Origin of the sequence: Aeribacillus sp. FSL K6-3256 (assembly GCF_037965805.1) — a bacterium.
In the GTDB taxonomy this organism is placed as follows: domain Bacteria; phylum Bacillota; class Bacilli; order Bacillales; family Aeribacillaceae; genus Aeribacillus; species Aeribacillus composti.
The window spans coordinates 2,586,566-2,604,176 of sequence record NZ_CP150188.1 but is presented as its reverse complement, the minus strand read 5'-3'; the positions used below and the strand labels follow the sequence as shown (position 1 = coordinate 2,604,176).

Sequence of the window (17,611 nt, the reverse complement as noted above, 5' to 3'; positions counted from 1 at the left end):
TGAAGATGCAGCGTTATTTTATTCATTATGCAAAAAAAGAATTAACTGATATTATTGACATCACCGGGGAAGATGTCCACCACATTTCCCGGGTGATGCGGATGAAACAGAATGATCAAATTATATGTGTAACAAAGGATGGATATTCAGCCCTTTGCCAAATTGTTCAAATATCTGCCGATAAAGTATGCTGTTCCATTTTAGAGTGGATCGAGAACAATTCAGAGCTTCCGGTAAAAGTGATATTAGCGAATGGGCTGCCTAAAGGGGATAAATTGGAGCTCGTCATTCAAAAAGGGACGGAGCTTGGTGCTTCCAAGTTTATCCCTTTTAATGCTGCTCGTTCAATTGTAAAATTAAATGAAGGTAAAATAAATAAAAAATTAGAGCGGTGGAATAAAATTGCGAAAGAAGCTGCGGAACAGTCACATCGGACCATAATTCCTGAGGTGACGAAGCCAGCTTCATTAAAGGATGTCATTTCTTATGCTGCATCAGCCGATGTAAAAATTGTCGCTTATGAAGAGCATGCAAAAAAAGGTGAAACGAGCAATTTATTTCGTGCTTTAAATTCTTTGCAGCGGGGAGGATCATTATTCGCTGTTTTTGGACCAGAAGGAGGTTTTACAGCCGAGGAGATTAAGCAGTTATCCGATAACGGCTTTCTTTTATGCGGGCTAGGTCCGAGAATATTGCGGGCGGAAACGGCTCCTCTTTATTTATTATCTGCAGTATCCTATCATTTTGAACTGTCGAGGTGAAAAACATGCCGACTGTTGCTTTTCATACATTAGGATGTAAGGTAAATCATTATGAAACAGAAGCTATTTGGCAGCTATTTAAAGAAGCGGGATATGAGCGCCGGGATTTTGAAGCGATTGCGGATGTATATGTCATTAACACTTGTACGGTGACGAATACAGGTGATAAAAAAAGCCGCCAAGTAATACGGAGAGCGATCCGCAAAAACCCTGACAGTGTTATTTGCGTTACAGGTTGTTATGCGCAAACGGCACCCGCAGAAGTCATGGCCATTCCTGGGGTTGATATCGTTGTCGGTACACAAGATCGAAAAAAAATGCTCGATTATATTGAGCAGTTTAAGAAGGAGCGCCAGCCGATCAACGGTGTGACAAACATTATGAAAGCTCGGGTATTCGAGGAGATGGACGTACCTTCCTTTACAGACCGGACGCGGGCGTCTTTAAAAATACAAGAAGGCTGCAATAATTTTTGCACGTTTTGTATTATTCCGTGGGCACGCGGTCTCATGCGGAGCCGGGATCCAAAAGAAGTGATTAAACAGGCTCAAAAGCTGGTGGATGCTGGATACAAAGAAATTGTTTTAACCGGCATCCATACAGGAGGATATGGGGAAGATTTAAAAGATTATAATTTTGCGCAGCTTCTTCGCGATATTGATTCTGAAGTGAAAGGATTAAAGCGGCTTAGAATTTCTTCAATTGAAGCGAGCCAAATAACTGATGAAGTAATTGAAGTGCTGAAAACGTCCGATAAAATTGTCCGCCATTTGCATATACCGCTTCAATCAGGATCAAACAGCGTCTTAAAGCGGATGCGCCGTAAATATACGACGGAATTTTATGCTGAGCGTCTGAAACGGCTGCGGGAAGCTTTGCCTGGGCTTGCGGTAACTTCTGATGTGATTGTAGGTTTCCCGGGTGAAACGGAAGAAGAATTTATGGAAACATACAACTTTGTTAAAGAACACCGTTATTCTGAGCTTCATGTTTTCCCTTATTCGAAGCGGACAGGAACACCAGCTGCCCGAATGGAAAATCAAGTTGACGAAGACATAAAAAACGAACGCGTACACCGGCTGATCGCATTAAGCGATCAACTAGCAAAAGAATATGCCTCAAAATTTGAGGGACAAGTACTGGAGGTTATTCCAGAAGAACCTTATAAAGAAGCTCCAGACAGCGGCAAATATGAAGGATATACGGACAATTATTTAAAAGTTGTTTTTCCGGCGACGAAAGAGATGGTTGGGAAAATTGTGAAGGTGAAATTAACTAAGGCTGGCTATCCATATAATGAAGGACAAGTAGTCCGTATAGTCGATGAAGACTATTTACAGAAGTCTTCTTAATCTAGCTTTTTCTTGCGTAAAACAGACTTTGATGTAAGCTGTACCACTTTTTATGAAGGGAGCCTTCTCATGAAAAGGGATATTGCGAAGTATATTGACCATACTGTTTTAAAGCCGGATGTCACGCAGGCAGATATTGAAAAGCTTTGTTTTGAGGCGAAGGAGTACGGATTTGCATCTGTCTGTGTTAACCCCGTATGGGTGGAAACAGCAGCTAATTTGCTGCAAAAATCAGATGTGAAAGTTTGCTCAGTGATTGGTTTTCCACTTGGAGCAACAACTACTGAAGTAAAGGCATATGAAACGACAGAGTTGGTTCAAAAAGGTGCAGCGGAATTAGATATGGTGATAAACATCAGCGCATTAAAGGATCAGCGTTATCATGCCGTTGAAGAAGATATTCGTGCTGTCGTTGAAGCGGCAAACGGAAAAGCTTTGATAAAGGTGATTATTGAAACATGTCTATTAAATGTTGATGAGAAAAGAAATGCGTGTGAGCTAGCTGTAAAAGCCGGAGCAGATTTTGTCAAAACATCGACAGGATTTTCTACCGGTGGTGCAACAGTTGACGATGTGAAGCTTATGCGTGCAGTAGTAGGTCCGAAATTCGGCGTGAAAGCATCTGGCGGAATCCGCGATTATAAAACTGCGATCATGATGATAGAAGCCGGTGCGACAAGAATTGGTACTAGTTCTGGAGTGGCGATTATAAAAGGAAGTGAACGTTAATCTATTATAATCACAGAATTGATGGATTTTTACATTTAGTTTAAAAAAGTTTTCCCGCAGTTTGTTGCGGGATTATTTTTTTATCCATGCTGAAATAGTTTTTGTCCACCATAATACAAAATTTGCATATTGATTCGCAAACGGGAGAATGATTAAAGAAGTTATCAAGTTAAAAATCAGGCTAAAGTGAGCGATTTGGAAATCTGGTTCATTTGTTAACAATTTTAAATTATTTGCGAAAAAAGGAATAAGCGGAACGAACAGGATCACTCCAAACACATTCAGCCAAAGATGGGCAAAAGCAGTATATTTCGCTTCTTGTTTAGAGCCGATCGAGGCCAATAAAGCTGTAATGCAGGTGCCGATATTTGCGCCGAGAACAAAAGCTAATCCTGTTTCTAATGGCAGCAGCTGTTCGTTCATAAAGCTCATGACAATTCCGATTAATGCAGTTGATGATTGAATAATTCCGGTGAAGACCGCGCTTATTCCGACAGAAAAAAGCAAATGGTCACTCGATTTGGAAAGCAGATCAGACATAACCTGCAGGTCAGACAAAAGAAAAGCAGCTTTTTCAAACCCGTTCAAAGCTAAAAAAATACACGATATGCCGAAGCATGAACAGCCTAATGAAAATAAAATTCTGTTTTTAAAAAGCATGAGAAGAAGAGAAATTGCAAACATCATCCCTAAATAGTCATCTATTTCAACGGCTAGAAATTCGGTCGTAAAGGTCGTCCCGACATTGGAACCTAAAATAATTCCAATTGCATCTTTAAACTTTAACAAACCAGCGGAAACAAAACTAACTGTAATCACCATCACTAGAGAACTGCTATGAACAAGAGCTGTTGCAATCATGCCGGTTAGAAAGGATTTGATTGGGGCATTCGTGTAGTTGTACAGCCATTTCTCCAGCTGCCTATGGGACATTTGCTGAAATCCGTATTTCATCATTGCCATTCCGCAAAAAAATAAAAGGAAACAAGAAAAAAATAATAACAGCAATTGCATTCCCATGAAAACCACCTCATCAACAGTCTATGGACAAGGTGTCACAATAAGACCTTATGAACGAGTAATTTTTTTCAATCGAACTAGTTATATTTTTTCAGACAGCTGTTTAGCGGCTTTCAAACGATCTTGAATCATTTCCTTATATACATGATGAATTTGGAAATTCTTCCATACAAAAGCTGATATAAAACAGTCTTGTAAACCTGTCCGGTAAAAAAAAGTCATAAGGAATAGGAAAGATGTTTTGAACATTGACCAAATAAATCGATTATATTATACTAACTTAGTAAATGTTCTTTTTGATAAGGAACATGAACTGGCTTTGTTCGGAGGGAGGGAAAAAGGATGTCTAAAACGATCGTACGTAAAAACGAATCGCTTGAGGATGCTCTTCGCCGCTTCAGACGCCAAGTATCAAAAACTGGTACTTTGCAGGAATATAGAAAGCGCGAATTTTATGAGAAGCCTAGCGTAAGACGCAAGAAAAAATCTGAAGCTGCAAGAAAGCGTAAATATTAAAAGAGGGTGTATATTAATTATGGGTCTTCTTGAGCGTTTAAATCAAGATATGAAGCAAGCGATGAAAAATAAAGAGAAAGATCGCCTTTCAGTCATTCGCATGGTAAAAGCATCCTTGCAAAATGAAGCGATTAAACTCGGAAAAAGTGAGTTGACTGAAGAAGAGGAATTAACGGTACTTTCTCGAGAATTAAAGCAACGTAAAGACTCCCTCCAAGAATTTGAAAATGCAGGTCGTTCAGATTTAGTTGAAAAAGTGAAAGCTGAAATTGCAGTAATAACTGAATATATGCCTGAGCAATTATCTGAAGAGGAATTAATACAAATTATTAAAACAACAATTTCGGAAGTGAACGCAACGTCCAAATCCGATATGGGGAAAGTAATGGGAGCCGTTATGCCAAAAGTAAAAGGAAAAGCAGATGGCTCGCTTGTCAATAAATTGGTTCAGGATTTGCTTTCATAATTCGAGTAAAAAGCTTGCCGCTTTCTATGTGCGGCAAGCTTTTAAGTTTTTGCAGCGGATTCATCCTATGGACTGCGGCAGTCGATTAATGAATGTAGCTGCCTTGCAATTCATCAATAGTGGTTCAGTTGTTGATAGCAAGCTTGTCGGCGAAAGAATATAGCTGCTATGCAAATGTCCGCAAAAAATTGAGCAGAGGGCAACAATGAAGGAAAACATTCGGAAAGATCGCTGATCTCAATGAAGATTATCGGGAAAATACGGCGGCAATAAAGGAAAACGTATCGAAAAGAAAGCACACGTCTATCTGGCTGTGAGAACAGGGAAAAACGACAGCACTATTTGCTCTGAAAGGGAAAGGATTTATTTCGGAGTTAACCCAAATATTTTCATTGAAACCTCAACGGGATCAACATGACGGAGCGTATAAGCGGCGCCTGAGCTGTTCATACGCTCTTTTTTGATGAAGGGAAAACCGTTCTATCCATATAGTTTGAGCAGTTTTTCTTTTGACATCATTAAATATTTCGGCGGCCGCTTCAAGCTATCGAAACGATATTGAATGATTAAATACATAGGGGTAAATGTCAAAAGCTTATACCATTTATAAAATGGATTTTGAATGGAAAACGTTTCAAAGCCCAGCCGTTCAGAGCCTTTATTTAAAATAGTTATTCCAATAATCCCTTTCACATTATGAAATTGTGAATGATTCCGCAAGTATTGAACGATATTTGGCAGCCCTTTTTCTGTTTTAGAGTAAATGTATCTTCCTTTTTGAATTTCGCTCTTAAAACGATTCAGTTCCTTCATTAAATAGACGTTATGAAGATGTATTTTTAACAGAAGATCATTTTTTTTAATTTTTGTACCGTCTGAAAGAATTATTTCCCTTCCTTTATATTTTGTCAATCGAACCCGGAAAATGTCACGATTATTCTCCTTGTCCCTCACATACTCAAGCCGCGAACAAAGGTAATAAATGGGATCCAATAGGCACCAAAACTTAAAAAAACAATATCTCAACCTTCCCATTTGCAACACCTTTCACTTTTTTTCTTACAGTTTATTTTTTAGCATACGAATTGTTTTTATTTATAAAAAATTTTTTTCGAATAGCCATGCGAAATTAAGAAAAAACTTTTAAAGAACTCCATCAATAACAATGGTGAGCGATATGAAAAAAATTTTATATCTTCCTTTTTTGACCATACCTTCAGGCCATCATCAAACAGCTGATGCCCTGATGGAAGGGTTGTTACGGCTTGATCCTGACATTCATTGCGAAAAAATGGACCTTTTGTCATCGAAATTTGGAAAAATAGAAAGGCTGATATCTTCCTTTTATTTGCAATGGATTGGCCGTTTTCCTAAATCATACAGCCATATGTACCACAGGTCAGTGCTTGCGGAACAAAAGAGCGGCAAAAGGTTTTTCCATTATGAGGCACTTTTTCTCCGGCATTTAAAAAAGATCATTGATGAATTGAATCCGAAAATGATTGTTTGTACTCATGCTCTTCCTTCCTACTTGCTTGCCAGGCTGAAAGCCTCTTCTCAAATCAACATCCCTGTTATCAATGTATACACAGATTTTTTTATTCATCATCTTTGGGGAAAAAGAGAAATTGACTATCATTTTGTCGGTCACTCATATATGAAAGATTATTTGCTCGAAAAAGGTATAAAAAAAGAACAGATTTTTGTTACAGGGATTCCTATTCACCCAAATTTTACAAAAAGGAAAGATGAACATGTACATAGCATGCGTTTTTATCGAGGATTAATTTCGGGAGGAAGTTCAGGCGTCGGTTCAATAGAGAAGATAACGGAAAAAATCAGCCGCGATGATGATATCCATTATATGGTGTTATGCGGAAAAAACAGAAAGCTTTATGATCGATTAATAAAACAAAACCATCCACGAATTACTCCTTTGCCTTACATCTCTTCAAGAGAACAAATGAACGATCTGTACAATCGCGTCGATTTTATCATGACAAAGCCCGGGGGTGTGACAATCAGCGAATGTTTATACAAAAAAATTCCTATATTTGTATACCACACTCTTCCAGGACAGGAAGAAATAAATTTGGAGAAATTAACGAAATTCGGGATGGTGTTTGATTTTCGAAATTGGCAAGAGGAAACAAATATTTCGGCCTCCATTATTCGAGCGCTGCAATCTAAGCAGCTATCAAAATTTTTATCGAAAGTGGATGAATATCATAAAAGTTTAGCTCCGATTGAACCAGCGGGATTGATCAAACGTTTAATGAATGAATAGCTCCTGGAAGCCATTAAAGCTTCTAGGAGCATTAGTTTGAAAATTATTTATCGATAAAGGGATGACCCGCCCTCTATAAATTCTTTTGCTTTTTGCCTCAAACCTTCCTGAACGAAATCAGAATCACTTGAACCGGCCATTTTTCTTAAATTGTGGGAAATTTTCATCGAGCAAAATTTTGGACCGCACATAGAACAAAAATGGGCAATTTTCGCTCCTTCTGCCGGCAAAGTTTCGTCATGATATTCGCGTGCCCGTTCAGGATCGAGAGAAAGATTAAATTGGTCGTTCCAGCGAAATTCAAAACGGGCTTTTGATAAAGCATCATCCCTTATTTGGGCGCCTGGATGCCCTTTTGCCAAATCTGCGGCATGGGCTGCAATTTTATAAGCAACAACACCTTGGCGCACATCCTCTTTATTGGGAAGGCCTAAATGCTCTTTCGGAGTTACATAACATAGCATGGCCGTTCCGTACCAGCCGATCATGGCTGCTCCAATGGCTGACGTAATATGATCATAGCCGGGAGCAATATCGGTCGTTAATGGACCGAGGGTATAAAAAGGAGCCCCTTTGCAAATTTCATTTTCTAAATCAACATTTTCTTTAATTTTATGCATCGGAATGTGCCCAGGGCCTTCGATCATGACTTGGACATCATGTTTCCAGGCGATTTCCGTCAATTCACCGAGCGTTTTCAATTCGGCAAATTGCGCTTCATCATTGGCATCTCGAATAGATCCGGGACGCAAGCCGTCACCTAATGAAACGGCAATATCATATGTTTTTAAAATTTCGCAAATCTCTTCAAAATGAGTGTATAAAAAGTTTTCTTGATGATGCGCCATACACCACTGCGCCATGATCGAACCGCCGCGGGATACGATTCCGGTCGTCCGTTTGACGGTCAAAGGGATATAGCGAAGCAGCACGCCGGCATGTATAGTAAAATAATCGACCCCTTGTTCTGCTTGCTCAATTAATGTATCACGGTAAATTTCCCATGTTAAATCTTCAGCAACGCCATTTACTTTTTCGAGCGCTTGGTAAATCGGGACGGTTCCAACCGGCACGGGCGAGTTGCGGATGATAAATTCTCTTGTTGCATGAATATTTTTTCCTGTTGACAGGTCCATAATTGTGTCAGCGCCCCAGCGGATGGCCCAAAGCATCTTCTCAACTTCTTCTTCGATTGACGATGTTACAGCTGAATTGCCAATGTTGGCATTAATTTTTACATGAAAGTTCCGGCCGATGATCATCGGTTCACTTTCCGGGTGATTAATGTTGGACGGAATAATGGCCCTGCCGGCAGCGACTTCTTGACGAACGAATTCAGGATCCATGTTTTCACGAATCGCCACAAACTCCATCTCTGGGGTGATGATCCCCTTTTTTGCATAGTGCATTTGTGTAACGACAGCACCTTTTTTTGCTTTGAAAGGCTTTCGATGAAAAGGTGTGGCAATATTGTGATCTTCCCAATTGCGAAATCCATTATCTTCAGGCTTTACCTGGCGCCCGTCATATTCTACAACATCATGACGGTCTAAAATCCACTGTTTGCGCACAGCCGGCAAACCTTTATGAATATCTGCCTGAAAATCAGGATCTGTATAGGGACCGCTCGTGTCATAAACCTTTACAGGTTCATTTTCAAACGTTCCCGCTTCCGTTTTCGTGGGAGTTAATTGAATTTCCCTCAACGGAACCCGAATATCGGGTCTCGACCCAGTCACATAAATTTTTTTGCTTGCTGGAAACTGCATGTTTTCGAAATAATGTTTCATTTTTCTCCTCCTCCATTTTTTTATCTGAAGATGTGCATAGAAAAATAGGAGGGGAGATGGGACGTGAAAAATAAAAACGGGTTCGCTTTAGCACGAACCCGATCAATTCAATATAGAAAAAGAAGGCAATAAAATACTCCCGCTACCTACTTCCCTACGCTGGCATCATCCAGATCAGGTTCAAAGGGTTGAAGAACTTCAGGCGCGTTCTTCTCTCAGTCCAGCTAATTGGACACCCCTAGTAGATGGTTATATATTTTTTTTAATAGTAACATAATATGAAAAATAATGAAAATATTTTTTCGTTTCATGTTTGTTTGCAGAATTGTTGATTTTTGAAACTTTCTGCGCAATTGTCCGTAATAATATTAGGCAAAAAATAAGGGGGGAGAGGCCTGAAATCAAACAATAAGTTTTTCGCTATTTGCGCTCTGCTGCTCATCTTGTCGATTATTTGTGCGTCTTTTGATGCCAAATCAGCTGAAGGGAAAACAGTTTATTTTATTCCGATTGAAAATACAATTGAAAAAGGATTGGTGCATTTTATTAAACGATCCATTCAGGAGGCGGAAAAAGAAAAGGCGGATGTCATTGTTTTTGAATTGAACACTCCTGGCGGTGCTTTAGAGGCAGCGATAGAAATAGGCAAAATGATTATGGATACAGATATCAAAACAATCGCTTATGTAAATAAACATGCGATTTCCGCAGGGGCTTATATAGCATTAAGGGCTGATCAAATATATTACCATCCTGGCGGTACCATTGGGTCAGCGGCTGTCATTGACTCCAATGGCAATGCTGCAGAAGTAAAAGTGCAATCGTTTTGGAAAGCAGAGATGAGAAATGCTGCTGAGCTTCATGGCAGAGACCCTATGTTCGCTGAGGCGATGGTAGACAGCAGCTTGAATATGCCCGAATATGGTGCAGAAAAAGGAGAATTACTAACATTAACAGCAAAACAAGCGATGGAAGTCGGGTATGGTGAAGGCATCGCCAAAAGCCGGGCAGAGCTTTTGAAATCGATCGGAATGGAAGGTGCAAAAATCCAAGAGACTGAGGAGACGTTTGCTGAAAAAATAGCCCGTTTTGTAACAAACATGTATACCATTCCGATATTATTAACGATTAGCGGTTTAGGATTTGTGTTAGAATTGTACACTCCTGGGTTTGGCATTCCTGGTTTTATTGGACTATTGGCGCTGTTTTTGTTTTTCTTCGGTCATTTTATTGCAGGGCTTGCGGGATTGGAAACGGTTGTTTTGTTCGTGCTTGGGGTTCTGCTTATAATTGCAGAGTTGTTTGTTCCAGGAGGAATTATTGGAGCAATCGGTTTTCTTTCAGTCCTTTTAAGTTTATTTTTAGCAGCTGATCATATAGGACATATGGCGGTTTCTCTTTTTATTGCCGGTTCCATTTCGATATTCACAATATTCATTTTGTCAAAGGTGATTGGTAAGCGTATGAAATGGTTTAAAAAAATTATTTTAAATGATTCAATCAGCACGGAGAAAGGTTATGTATCCAATCAAAATCGTACAGATTTAATTGGGAAAACGGGTGTAACTGTGACTGCTTTACGGCCGGCAGGAACAGTAATGACCGATGGAGAGGAAAGATTGGATGTTGTGACAGAAGGGACGTATATTGAGAAAGGAAAAAAAGTGAAAATTGTTAAAGTAGAAGGCTCACGAATTGTTGTAAGAGCTATTAATGAAAATGAATAGGAGGTAGGTATGTCACATGGATGTATCATTTTTTCTTTTACTAGGTCTTATCGTATTAGGTCTTATTTTGCTTGGCATCTTGTTCTCTTTTGTGCCGATTATGCTCTGGATTTCTGCTCTAGCAGCTGGCGTTCGCATCAGTATTTTGACTCTTATTGGAATGAGGCTGCGCAGAGTCATTCCAAGTCGAGTGATCAATCCGTTAATTAAAGCGCATAAAGCCGGCCTTGATGTCACAACGAATCAATTGGAAAGCCATTATTTGGCAGGAGGAAATGTCGATCGAGTTGTCAACGCATTAATTGCAGCTGAAAGAGCCAATATTGAATTGAGCTTTGAACGTTGTGCTGCGATTGATTTAGCGGGAAGAGACGTGCTTGAAGCCGTTCAAATGAGCGTAAATCCGAAAGTAATCGAAACCCCGTTTATTGCAGGTGTTGCCATGGACGGAATTGAAGTGAAAGCAAAAGCCCGCATCACGGTGCGAGCCAATATCGACCGGCTTGTTGGCGGTGCCGGGGAAGAAACGATTATCGCACGTGTAGGTGAAGGAATTGTCAGCACCATTGGTTCTTCTGATGATCATAAAAAAGTGCTGGAAAACCCTGATATGATTTCACAAACAGTTTTAAACAAAGGACTCGATTCAGGAACAGCCTTTGAAATTTTATCCATCGACATCGCGGACGTTGACATCGGCAAAAACATCGGTGCGATCCTGCAGACAGATCAAGCGGAAGCAGACAAAAACATCGCGCAAGCTAAAGCGGAGGAACGCAGGGCGATGGCGGTGGCAAGAGAGCAGGAGATGCGCGCTAAAGTTGAAGAAATGCGGGCAAAAGTTGTTGAGGCGGAAGCGCAAGTTCCGCTGGCAATGGCGGAAGCTTTAAAATCAGGAAATATTGGAGTTATGGATTATATGAACATCAAAAACATTACCGCTGATACAAATATGCGTGATTCTATCGGAAAAATGACAAAAAACTCTGCTGGTGATGAAGAAGAATGATCTTTCTGTCCATCAAAGGAGGTGTCATATGGAAATATTTGAAAATCCGCTGTTCATTGTTATTTTAATCGGGATTATTTCTTCTTTGTTTGGCAGAAATAAAAAAGATCAAGAGCAGCAGAAAAAAAGGAAACAAGCTGCAAAACAAATAAAACAAAGGGTTAAAAATGTTTCGACAAGCCCTCCAAATGAATGGAATCAAATTCAAAATGTACACACAGGCCTATCCAGCCAACTAAAAAAAGCTGAAAAAGACAAATCGAATATGAAATCTTTTCATAATAAAAATAAAAAACAGAAACCATCAGCTTTACACATGCATTCAGCTGCAAAAGGAGTCATTTGGAGCGTCATTTTAGATGAACCCCGATCCAAAAAGCCCCATCGGTCGAATTTCATAAAATAAATGAATTAATGGTGTTAATCCCCTTTTGTCTCTCATAAATATGAGGATGAAGGGGGTTCTTTTATGGGCAAAAAATGGCATCAGCGAATAAAAAGCATATTGACAGAAGGATTGCAAATACCAGCTGACGTCATGATGGATCTTCCCCGTGTTACGATGATCGGTACATTGCATATATATATAGAAAATCATAAAGGACTGCTTTCTTTTACAGATAAAGAGATTCGAGTTCTGCTGCAGCAAGGCCAGATGCTCATTAAAGGAAGCGATTTTGTGATGAAAGCGATATTGCCAGAAGAGCTCCTTGTAGAAGGGAAAATTGAACAAGTATTATATATTGATCAGTAGGGGGATCGGGATGCGGAACAATTGGTTGTTATATTTTACAGGCTTCGTTCAGGTAATAGCGGAAGGAACCGGCTCAGAAAGAATGTTGAACGATTGCACGCGGCTTGGCATTGTCACAATAAATGTAAAGCGGCTGGAAAACGGTGCAATTTCTTTTTTTATACGCCTTAAAGATGTACAGGCTTTACGAAAAGTAGTTCGTAAACATGAATGTAAGTGCACCTTTCACCAAAGGATAGGATTTCCATTTTTATTAAAAAAATCATGGAGAAATTTTGGTTTTGTTATTGGAATTGTTCTGTTCATTGCCATTACATTTCTTTTATCCAACATGATTTGGCATATTGAAATAAAAGGGGCTAGTCCGAAAACAGAGCATTTAATACAAAAAGAATTGGACAAAATAGGAATTAAAAGAGGGACGTTTCAGTTTTTGACATCGAGCAATCAAACAGTTCAAAATCGTTTGATGAGCCAAATAGATGATATAACATGGATCGGTGTCAAATTAAAAGGAACGACATATTCTCTGGAAGTAGCCGAAAAGAAAAAAGAGCAAAAAAGCAAAGTGGAGGGGCCGAGGCATTTAGTGGCCGCGAAGGAAGCTGTTATAGCAAAAATGTATGTTGAAAAAGGACAACCTTTAGTAGACGTTCATGATTTTGTGAAAAAAGGACAAATATTAGTTTCCGGTGTAGTTGGAGAAGGTGATAAAATACGAAAAGTGGCAGCAGACGGAGAAGTATTAGGCGAAACTTGGTATATTTCAACAGTGGAGGTGCCGCTTCAAACAACTTTCCAGTTATTTTCAGGAAAGTCAGTCACGAAGCATTTTCTCTCCTTTCGTTCTTTTTCCATTCCTATTTGGGGGATGTTTCGCAATGATGAATCGGAATATCCGCAATATGCGGTGGAGCGAGACGAGCGTCCATTAAAATTTTTAAAATGGGATCTTCCAGTTAACTATAAGAAAGAAACGATTCGGGAGACGGAAACCTTTCACAGAAAATATTCTGTGGATGAAGCGAAACGGCAAGCGATTGCTGCCGGGAAAAATGACTTGTTTCGAAAACTTGGAAAAGATGTCAAAATTGTTGGCGAAAAAGTTTTGCACGAAGACGTCGAGAATGGTAAAGTAAGATTGAAAATACACTTCCAAGTTATTGAAAACATTGTAAAAATAAAACGGGTTCAGGGAGATTAGAGAATGACAGAAGATTTAGTCACAATCAGCCAGAGTTTAGAAAATCCGAATGAAGCCATTAATTTATTTGGGATTCATGATGTTCATTTAAAAAGAATTGAAGAAGAGTTAAACGTATCGATCATTTCGCGCGGTGAAGCGGTATATGTTTCAGGAGATAAAGAAAAAGCTGAACTGGTTGAAGACATCTTGAAATCCCTTCTTTCGGTTATTCGAAAAGGAATTTCGATTAACGAACAAGACGTGCTTTATGCAACAAAAATGGCGAAAAGTGGGAAGATCGATGAATTTGAATCCCTATACGATGAAGAAGTTGCGAAAAATGCAAAAGGAAAAACCATTCGTGTAAAAACGCTAGGTCAACGAAAGTATTTTCAAGCAATTAAAACGCATGATTTAGTATTTGGAATCGGTCCAGCAGGAACAGGAAAAACGTTTCTCGCTGTTGTCATGGCCGTCCATTGCTTGAAAAATGGGCTTGTAAATAAAATCATATTAACGCGGCCGGCCGTTGAAGCTGGTGAAAATTTAGGTTTTTTGCCCGGCGATTTAAAAGAAAAGGTAGATCCTTATTTAAGACCTTTATATGATGCTCTACACGATATTTTAGGCGTGGACCATACGGAGCGCTTGTTAGAAAGAGGAGTTATTGAAATTGCTCCATTGGCGTATATGCGCGGAAGAACACTTGAGGATGCGTTCGTTATTTTAGATGAAGCGCAAAATACAACAACTCAGCAAATGAAAATGTTTCTAACCCGTTTAGGCTTTGGATCCAAAATGGTCATTACAGGCGACCTGACACAAGTGGATTTGCCAAAAGGAGTAAAATCAGGACTGCTTGAAGCGAATGAAAAATTATCAGGCATTCGGGGCATTTCATTCGTATATTTAAAGGAAACTGATGTCGTGCGGCACCCGCTCGTTTCAAAAATTATTGAGGCTTATGAAAAAGATGATAAGTAAGACCCGCTCATCATGACCGGGTCATTTTTTGCATAGAATTGATCGGAGGTGCTGTGACAAATGAAAAGAAAAATGGATCGCAAAGACAGGAAACAGCCGATATTCCATTTTTTGAAAAAAATGCAATCCCTTCATCTTTTCTTATATCCCGTTATTGGAGTAATTTTGTTTACCGTTTTATACAGCAATGTAGAACCGGACACGTTTGATGCCAAATTATTTTCAGTATCCGACCAAACGATTTACGCACCTGTTACCGTTGTCGATAAGGAAATGACGGAAAAGAGAAGAGAAGAAGCTGCTGAAAGCGTGGAAGATCAATATGTGCTAAAAAAAGAATATGCGGACAACAGTGTGGATTTGGTCGAATCTTTATTTGATGCCATCATGGAGGCTTCTTCTAATGCCGAAATGAGCAGCAAAGAGAAGCTTGACAGGCTTAAAAGCAGTTTAGGAGATATGTATGATAAATATCCTGAAAGCGTATATACATCGTTGTTAAGTGCAAATGAAGGACAGCTTACGCTGGCGAAAGATGCGGTTGTTACGGCTGTCAATGAAACGATGAGCGAGCCGATTCCGGCTGAAAAATTAGAAGAAGCGAGAAACAAAGTGAAAGAACGGCTTCAAAACGTGAATTTGCCGGATAAGATACGCTCAGCAGCTGAAGAGATTGGACGCAGCGCAATTATTTCCAATTATGTATTTGACCCAAAATCAACAGATGAAAAGCGGGAAGAAGCAAAAGAAAAAGTGCAGGAGGTTCAAATTAAGCAAGGTCAAATTATAGTCGAAGAGGGCCAATTAATTGACAGGGAAGTATATAGAAAGCTGGAATTGTTGGGCCTTTTAGATAATAAGTACACATTTCAGCCGATCATTGGTCTTTTCATTTTAGTCTTATTAGTGATGATCTATCTTGCATATTTTTTTGAAAAAGAAAAGAACTCGTTCTTTACGAGTAAAAACCAGTCATTGCTTCTCTTTACCATCATCCTAGCGATAACGTTAACGGTCATGAAGATTATCAGCTTATTTCAAAAAATGGACTATTCTCATATCGGCTTTATTGTCCCGGTGCTGATGGGAGTCATGTTGACAAAGCTTTTGATTAATGACCGCCTTGCGTTCGTGACAAGCATTATATATGCTTTTTGCGGAAGCTTGATTTTTAATGATGGAGTCACTGGCACATTTAATTTTACAATTGGTCTTTACTACTTATGCGGGTGCATCGCAGCCATTCTGTTTCTAGGGGAACATAACGTCCGTTCGAAAATTTTACAAGCTGGTCTTTTCGTTTCGGCTGTTAATATTGTTGTGATCACCGCTATTTTATTCATTCAAAATGGAATTTATTCGAATCTAGAGATCGGTTCTTATTTTCTTATGGCGATTGTATCAGGTGTTATCTCTTCCGTCTTGACAATCGGTTTAATGCCTTTTTTTGAATCAGGTTTTGGCATTTTATCGACGATGAAGCTGATTGAACTGTCGAATCCGAATCATCCTTTATTAAGGAAAATATTAACGGAGGCGCCTGGTACTTATCATCACAGTGTAATGGTGGCCAATCTAGCCGAGGCTGCTTGCGAAGCGATCGGTGCGAATGGATTGTTGGCAAGGGTTGGAAGCTACTATCACGATATCGGCAAGACGAAACGGCCGCGCTATTTTATTGAAAACCAAATGAACATGGAAAATCCGCATGATAAATTGTCCCCTCAGCTAAGCAAAAACATTATTATTGCTCATGCTGAAGAGGGAGCAGAAATGTTAAGGAAGCATAAAATGCCGAAAGAATTTATCGATATTGCTCTGCAGCATCATGGAACATCGCTTTTAAAATTTTTCTACCATAAAGCCCAAGAAAATAGTGATCAGCCTATTTTGGAAAGTGAGTTTAGATATCCGGGTCCGAAGCCGCAAACGCGGGAGATTGCCGTTATTTGTATCGCTGACAGTGTAGAAGCAGCTGTTCGTTCAATGAAAAATCCGATGCCCGAAAAAATTGAAAAGCTTGTTCGTTCCATCATAAAAGATAAACTTCAAGACGGGCAATTCGATGAATGTGATATAACGTTTAAAGAGCTTGAAACGGTGGCAAAAATATTGTGTGAAACATTGAAGGGGATTTTTCATTCAAGAATTGAATATCCGGAATTTCATGAAAAGAAGGTGAAGAAAACATGACATTATCCATTGACATTTTCGACCAGACGGAAACACTCTCTTCTGAGGAAATAGAAACGATCGAAAATTTGCTGCAATTTGCTGCTTTAGAAGAACGTGTTCCCAAAGATTCGGAAGTATCTGTAACCTTTGTTACTAATAAAGACATTCAAGAGATCAATCGGGATTACCGGGGAAAAGATCAGCCGACTGATGTGATTTCATTTGCGCTTGAAGAAACAGGAGAAGATGAAGTGGAGATCCAAGGTGCTGATCTCCCCCCTCATTTAGGGGATATCATTATCTCAATAGAAAAAGCGAAAGAGCAAGCAGAAGAATACGGCCACTCATTTATGAGAGAGCTCGGATTTTTATCTGTTCACGGCTTTTTGCATTTATTAGGTTATGATCATATGACAAAAGAAGAAGAAGAAAAAATGTTTTCAAGGCAAAAGGAAATTTTAGAGAAATTTGGATTGAAAAGAACAGGATAAACATGAAGACTTTGTTGAAAAGCTTTTGTTTTGCCGTACAAGGAATAGCTGCAGCCTTCCAATCCGAGCGGAACTTTAGAATTCATGTGACAGCTGCGATCATCGTGATCGCAGCCGGATTATTTTTCAACATTAGCTTAATTGAATGGATTGTCATTCTCCTATTAATTGGCGGAATGTTAGCTTTAGAGCTGGTCAATACTGCCATTGAACGAATCGCTGATGCTGTGTCGAAAGAATTTCATCCTCTGCTTAAAACTGCAAAAGATGCAGCTGCAGGAGCAGTATTGGTTTATGCAGCCGTTTCGGTTGTCATCGGATTCATCATTTTTGCCCCCAAAATAATTGAAGTTTTTTCGTGAAA

The 17,611-nt window shown here is 39.4% G+C and carries 18 protein-coding genes and 1 riboswitch; of the genes, 15 read left to right on the top strand and 3 right to left on the bottom strand.

The window, feature by feature from the left end; all coding sequences use genetic code 11:
- The first annotated feature begins 5 nt into the window (after positions 1-5).
- The 3 genes from NSQ84_RS12545 to deoC all read left to right on the top strand — a co-directional run bounded on the left by NSQ84_RS12545 (position 6) and on the right by deoC (position 2,842).
- Positions 6-761 carry a 16S rRNA (uracil(1498)-N(3))-methyltransferase gene (locus tag NSQ84_RS12545; protein WP_066250567.1) on the top strand — a complete coding sequence of 252 codons (756 nt, stop codon included), beginning with the start codon at positions 6-8 and terminating at the stop codon, positions 759-761.
- Between the two features lie 5 nt (positions 762-766).
- The gene (gene mtaB / locus NSQ84_RS12540) at positions 767-2,113 is read left to right on the top strand and encodes a tRNA (N(6)-L-threonylcarbamoyladenosine(37)-C(2))-methylthiotransferase MtaB (protein ID WP_066250569.1); all 1,347 of its coding nucleotides are present in this window, start codon (positions 767-769) and stop codon (positions 2,111-2,113) included.
- Positions 2,114-2,182: 69 nt separating this feature from the next.
- Complete coding sequence (gene deoC / locus NSQ84_RS12535) at positions 2,183-2,842, top strand: deoxyribose-phosphate aldolase (protein ID WP_311066341.1); 660 nt, start codon at positions 2,183-2,185, stop codon at positions 2,840-2,842.
- A 72-nt stretch (positions 2,843-2,914) separates the two neighbouring features.
- Here deoC and NSQ84_RS12530 read toward each other — a convergent pair whose 3' ends face one another.
- Positions 2,915-3,862 carry a Na/Pi symporter gene (locus NSQ84_RS12530; RefSeq protein WP_311066340.1) on the bottom strand — a complete coding sequence of 316 codons (948 nt, stop codon included), beginning with the start codon at positions 3,860-3,862 and terminating at the stop codon, positions 2,915-2,917.
- Between the two features lie 342 nt (positions 3,863-4,204).
- On the opposite strand from NSQ84_RS12530, the gene rpsU reads away from it, so the two are divergent.
- Positions 4,205-4,378, top strand: a complete 174-nt coding sequence (rpsU, locus tag NSQ84_RS12525) for a 30S ribosomal protein S21 (RefSeq protein WP_063388032.1) — start codon at positions 4,205-4,207, stop codon at positions 4,376-4,378.
- A gap of 19 nt (positions 4,379-4,397) precedes the next feature.
- Complete coding sequence (locus NSQ84_RS12520) at positions 4,398-4,844, top strand: GatB/YqeY domain-containing protein (RefSeq protein ID WP_063388172.1); 447 nt, start codon at positions 4,398-4,400, stop codon at positions 4,842-4,844.
- A 480-nt stretch (positions 4,845-5,324) separates the two neighbouring features.
- On the opposite strand, the gene NSQ84_RS12515 is transcribed toward NSQ84_RS12520, so the two are convergent.
- Positions 5,325-5,879, bottom strand: coding sequence for a hypothetical protein (locus tag NSQ84_RS12515; RefSeq protein WP_063388033.1), 555 nt, complete (start codon positions 5,877-5,879; stop codon positions 5,325-5,327).
- Between the two features lie 142 nt (positions 5,880-6,021).
- On the opposite strand from NSQ84_RS12515, the gene NSQ84_RS12510 reads away from it, so the two are divergent.
- Positions 6,022-7,131 (top strand): galactosyldiacylglycerol synthase, encoded by a 1,110-nt coding sequence (locus NSQ84_RS12510; RefSeq protein WP_094246241.1) that lies wholly within the window; start codon positions 6,022-6,024, stop codon positions 7,129-7,131.
- 47 nt (positions 7,132-7,178) lie between these two features.
- On the opposite strand, the gene thiC is transcribed toward NSQ84_RS12510, so the two are convergent.
- The gene (gene thiC / locus NSQ84_RS12505; RefSeq protein ID WP_327873391.1) at positions 7,179-8,921 is read right to left on the bottom strand and encodes a phosphomethylpyrimidine synthase ThiC; all 1,743 of its coding nucleotides are present in this window, start codon (positions 8,919-8,921) and stop codon (positions 7,179-7,181) included.
- 134 nt (positions 8,922-9,055) lie between these two features.
- Positions 9,056-9,171, bottom strand: a riboswitch (TPP riboswitch).
- Positions 9,172-9,364: 193 nt separating this feature from the next.
- Between thiC and NSQ84_RS12500 the strand changes: the two genes are divergently transcribed.
- From NSQ84_RS12500 to NSQ84_RS12460, 9 genes are all read left to right on the top strand, one after another.
- A complete protein-coding gene (locus NSQ84_RS12500) occupies positions 9,365-10,648 on the top strand; it encodes an NfeD family protein (RefSeq protein WP_242009267.1) in 1,284 nt (427 codons plus the stop codon).
- A gap of 16 nt (positions 10,649-10,664) precedes the next feature.
- A complete protein-coding gene (gene floA, locus NSQ84_RS12495; RefSeq protein ID WP_066247540.1) occupies positions 10,665-11,657 on the top strand; it encodes a flotillin-like protein FloA in 993 nt (330 codons plus the stop codon).
- Positions 11,658-11,685: 28 nt separating this feature from the next.
- The gene (locus tag NSQ84_RS12490) at positions 11,686-12,063 is read left to right on the top strand and encodes a hypothetical protein (protein ID WP_144596765.1); all 378 of its coding nucleotides are present in this window, start codon (positions 11,686-11,688) and stop codon (positions 12,061-12,063) included.
- 63 nt (positions 12,064-12,126) lie between these two features.
- A complete protein-coding gene (gene yqfC, locus NSQ84_RS12485; RefSeq protein WP_063388039.1) occupies positions 12,127-12,411 on the top strand; it encodes a sporulation protein YqfC in 285 nt (94 codons plus the stop codon).
- 10 nt (positions 12,412-12,421) lie between these two features.
- Positions 12,422-13,615, top strand: a complete 1,194-nt coding sequence (yqfD, locus tag NSQ84_RS12480; RefSeq protein WP_066247544.1) for a sporulation protein YqfD — start codon at positions 12,422-12,424, stop codon at positions 13,613-13,615.
- Positions 13,616-13,618: 3 nt separating this feature from the next.
- Positions 13,619-14,581: a PhoH family protein gene (locus NSQ84_RS12475; RefSeq protein WP_327873392.1), complete on the top strand. Its 963-nt coding sequence runs from the start codon at positions 13,619-13,621 to the stop codon at positions 14,579-14,581.
- A 60-nt stretch (positions 14,582-14,641) separates the two neighbouring features.
- Positions 14,642-16,774: an HD family phosphohydrolase gene (locus tag NSQ84_RS12470; RefSeq protein WP_063388042.1), complete on the top strand. Its 2,133-nt coding sequence runs from the start codon at positions 14,642-14,644 to the stop codon at positions 16,772-16,774.
- Positions 16,771-17,247, top strand: coding sequence for an rRNA maturation RNase YbeY (ybeY, locus tag NSQ84_RS12465; RefSeq protein WP_066247546.1), 477 nt, complete (start codon positions 16,771-16,773; stop codon positions 17,245-17,247). The genes NSQ84_RS12470 and ybeY overlap by 4 nt, the downstream gene beginning before the upstream one ends.
- A gap of 2 nt (positions 17,248-17,249) precedes the next feature.
- On the top strand, positions 17,250-17,609 hold the full coding sequence (locus NSQ84_RS12460; protein ID WP_066247547.1) for a diacylglycerol kinase family protein: 360 nt from the start codon (positions 17,250-17,252) through the stop codon (positions 17,607-17,609).
- Positions 17,610-17,611 lie beyond the last annotated feature (2 nt).